This is a genomic window from Pseudoalteromonas sp. S1727 (assembly GCF_005886375.1).
Lineage (GTDB): Bacteria > Pseudomonadota > Gammaproteobacteria > Enterobacterales > Alteromonadaceae > Pseudoalteromonas > Pseudoalteromonas haloplanktis.
The window spans coordinates 1-2,897 of record NZ_PNDT01000184.1; the positions used below are offsets into that span (position 1 = coordinate 1).

The 2,897-nt window shown below is 41.1% G+C and carries 2 protein-coding genes and 3 tRNA genes; 1 reads left to right on the top strand and 4 read right to left on the bottom strand.

Features of this window, described 5'->3' with window-relative positions:
- Nucleotides 1-236 precede the first annotated feature (236 nt).
- A complete protein-coding gene (locus CWB85_RS21505) occupies nt 237-1,658 on the top strand; it encodes an alanine/glycine:cation symporter family protein (RefSeq protein WP_138555988.1) in 1,422 nt (473 codons plus the stop codon).
- A 61-nt stretch (nt 1,659-1,719) separates the two neighbouring features.
- Here CWB85_RS21505 and CWB85_RS21510 read toward each other — a convergent pair whose 3' ends face one another.
- The 4 genes from CWB85_RS21510 to CWB85_RS21525 form a co-directional block, all read right to left on the bottom strand.
- On the bottom strand, nt 1,720-2,169 hold the full coding sequence (locus CWB85_RS21510) for a hypothetical protein (protein WP_138555989.1): 450 nt from the start codon (nt 2,167-2,169) through the stop codon (nt 1,720-1,722).
- A gap of 132 nt (nt 2,170-2,301) precedes the next feature.
- Nucleotides 2,302-2,388, bottom strand: a tRNA-Leu gene (locus CWB85_RS21515).
- A gap of 37 nt (nt 2,389-2,425) precedes the next feature.
- Nucleotides 2,426-2,499, bottom strand: a tRNA-Cys gene (locus CWB85_RS21520).
- An 18-nt stretch (nt 2,500-2,517) separates the two neighbouring features.
- Nucleotides 2,518-2,593 (bottom strand) — tRNA-Gly (locus tag CWB85_RS21525).
- Nucleotides 2,594-2,897 lie beyond the last annotated feature (304 nt).

Genomic DNA, 2,897 nt, shown 5'->3' on the forward strand with positions numbered 1-2,897 from the left:
GCGTTGCCTGCTGCCGTCTCAGTGGGGTCGCATTATAGGGCGCCGCGAATTTTACGCAAGCGTTTTTATCGCTAATTTTGCATTTAATTTTCGCCCTCACGTTACGCAAAAGATAGTTACATGTTATCCACAAAACGTTGTGGACAAATCAGCTTTTTTCTTGATTCACTAAACTATCGATTGTACTTATGGTAAGTTGCCCGCTGTTTTATAAACTCGTTCATTAGGCATATAACATGATAGATATAATAAATAGTATAAGTGGACTATTATGGGGTCACATACTCGTCTACTTATTAATAGCAGCCGGACTCTTCTTTACCATTAAACTTAAATTCATTCAGTTTGTTCAATTTCCTCACATGATCAAGGTCATGTTCAATTCTCGCCAATGTGATAAAAACGGCATTTCTTCTTTTCAGGCATTTTGTACTTCTCTCGCAGCGCGGGTCGGCACTGGTAATATGGCCGGTGTTGCTGTCGCACTTTACCTAGGTGGTGCAGGTGCTATTTTTTGGATGTGGTTAATTGCATTAATAGGTATGGCAACCAGTTTTGCAGAAAGTACCTTAGCACAAGCCTATAAAACACGAGATGAGCATGGTAATTTTCGTGGTGGTCCCGCTTACTATATGCAGTATGGTTTAGGTAAACGCTGGATGGGAGTGATATTTTCTCTGTGCTTAATTCTAGCGTTTGGCTTAGTATTTAATGCAGTGCAATCAAATTCTATTGCCGCCGCATTTAAAGTTGCTTTTGATATTCCAAACTATGTGGTGGGATTAGTACTTGTAGTTGGCTCTGGCATTATCATATTTGGGGGTTTAAAAACCATCTCACGCTTTGCTGAAATGGTTGTGCCTTTTATGGCATTAGCTTATTTACTCGTCGCATTATATGTATGTGCTACAAACGCCGCAGAACTGCCTACTGTTTTTATGCGTATTATTAATAGTGCATTTGGAATAGAGCAAGCTGGCGCAGGTGCGATTGGCTACGGTGTGATGCAAGCGATGATTCAAGGGATCAAGCGAGGCCTATTTTCAAATGAAGCAGGCATGGGTAGTGCCGCGAATGCTGCTGCGACTGCAACCCCTAATCCTCCTCACCCCGCATCACAAGGTTATGTACAAATGCTGGGGGTATTTATTGATACTGTTGTGATCTGTAGTGCAACAGCAGCACTTATATTACTTTCTGATCAATTGATCGCGGACTCTGGTGTTACGGGGATTGCCTTAACACAAGCCGCACTTGAGGAGCACGTTGGCAGTTGGGGCGCGGTGTTTGTAGCGATTGCTATATTGTTCTTTGCTTTCACTTCGATTGTAGCCAACTATTCATACGCTGAAACCAACCTACTGTTTTTAGAGCACAATCATGAATATGGGATGCTTATCTTCCGCATAATAGTACTAGCAATGGTGATGTTTGGTTCAGTAAGTGAATTAGGACTCATTTGGACGCTTGCGGATATATCAATGGGATTAATGGCAATAGTGAATGTAATAGCACTATTTATGTTATCTGGTGTGGTGATCTGGCTTGCTAACGATTATTCCGCGCAACGTAAATCAGGTAAGCTACCTACGTTTGACCCAACTCAGAATCAACAACTTGACCAGACTATCCCTAAAGGTATTTGGCATAAACGCTAAAACACTTACAGGAATCAATAAGGGAGCCTGTGTGCTCCCTTTTTTGATCTTAGCTATATGATTAATTCTCTTCAGTTTCAGTTACCACAAAACGATTAAACAGTTTTACTGCTAATGCACGCTGCTCTTCGCTAAGTGTTTGCGAAAGCTCTTGTTGCAGCTTTTCTTGCAATTGCTCGCGCAATGCCTGTTTTTGTGATTCAGAAAGTAAGCTATGTGCTTGCAATTGATAATCTTGAACGGCACTAATAACTTTTAATAATGCTGTTTTATCAAGATCCGTAAAAGAAAATGAAACCAACTTTTGTTTTGTATCAGCTAATTTATCTTGAGTTTTTTCGACCATCTGACTCACTTGCGTGACAAGTGTGCTGACTTCTTGAATTTTAAGAACATCATTAATCGTAGACATAACGATTGCTAAAGGTATTAATATCAATGACAACGCTAAACAAACACCAAAAACAGCACCAACCCAAAATTGATTAAGACCCTGTTTAAAATTATCCATACCCGTAATCCTTTCATACATAATGAAAGATAAGTGTATATCAAAAATAGCTAGCTAGATGATTTATTTGAATTAGATTAATTACGTAGATTATGGTTTTGGATAAGAAAATTAAAAGTAGGAAATATAAAGTGGTGCCCGAGGCCGGACTTGAACCGGCACGACTTGTTAGTCGAGGGATTTTAAATCCCTTGTGTCTACCAATTCCACCACTCGGGCATCGAGTTTGCTATTTAAAGCACGTGGAGTAATTATTTGGAGGCGGAACCCGGAGTCGAACCGGGGTAAACGGATTTGCAATCCGGTGCATGGCCACTCTGCCATTCCGCCTAAACATATCAAATAATTTGGAGCGGCACACGAGGCTCGAACTCGTGACCTCGACCTTGGCAAGGTCGCGCTCTACCAACTGAGCTAGTGCCGCATTAAAACTTTGTTAGTAATTTGTACGTTGGTGCGCGACCGTGTCGCGGTAAACGTTCTGGCAACTAAACTAGAACCGTATAAATCTTTGTTAGTAATTTGTACGTTGGTGCACGACCGTGTCGCGGTAAACGTTCTGGCAACTAAACTAGAACCGTATAAGTCTTTGTCAGTAATTTGCACGTTGGTGCGCGACCATGTCGCGGTAAAACGCTCTGGCAACTGAGCTAGTGCCGCATTTATTAAGTGTTTATCAAAACTTTAATTATCTTGGTAAATAATTAAAAGTGGTGCCCGAGGCCGGA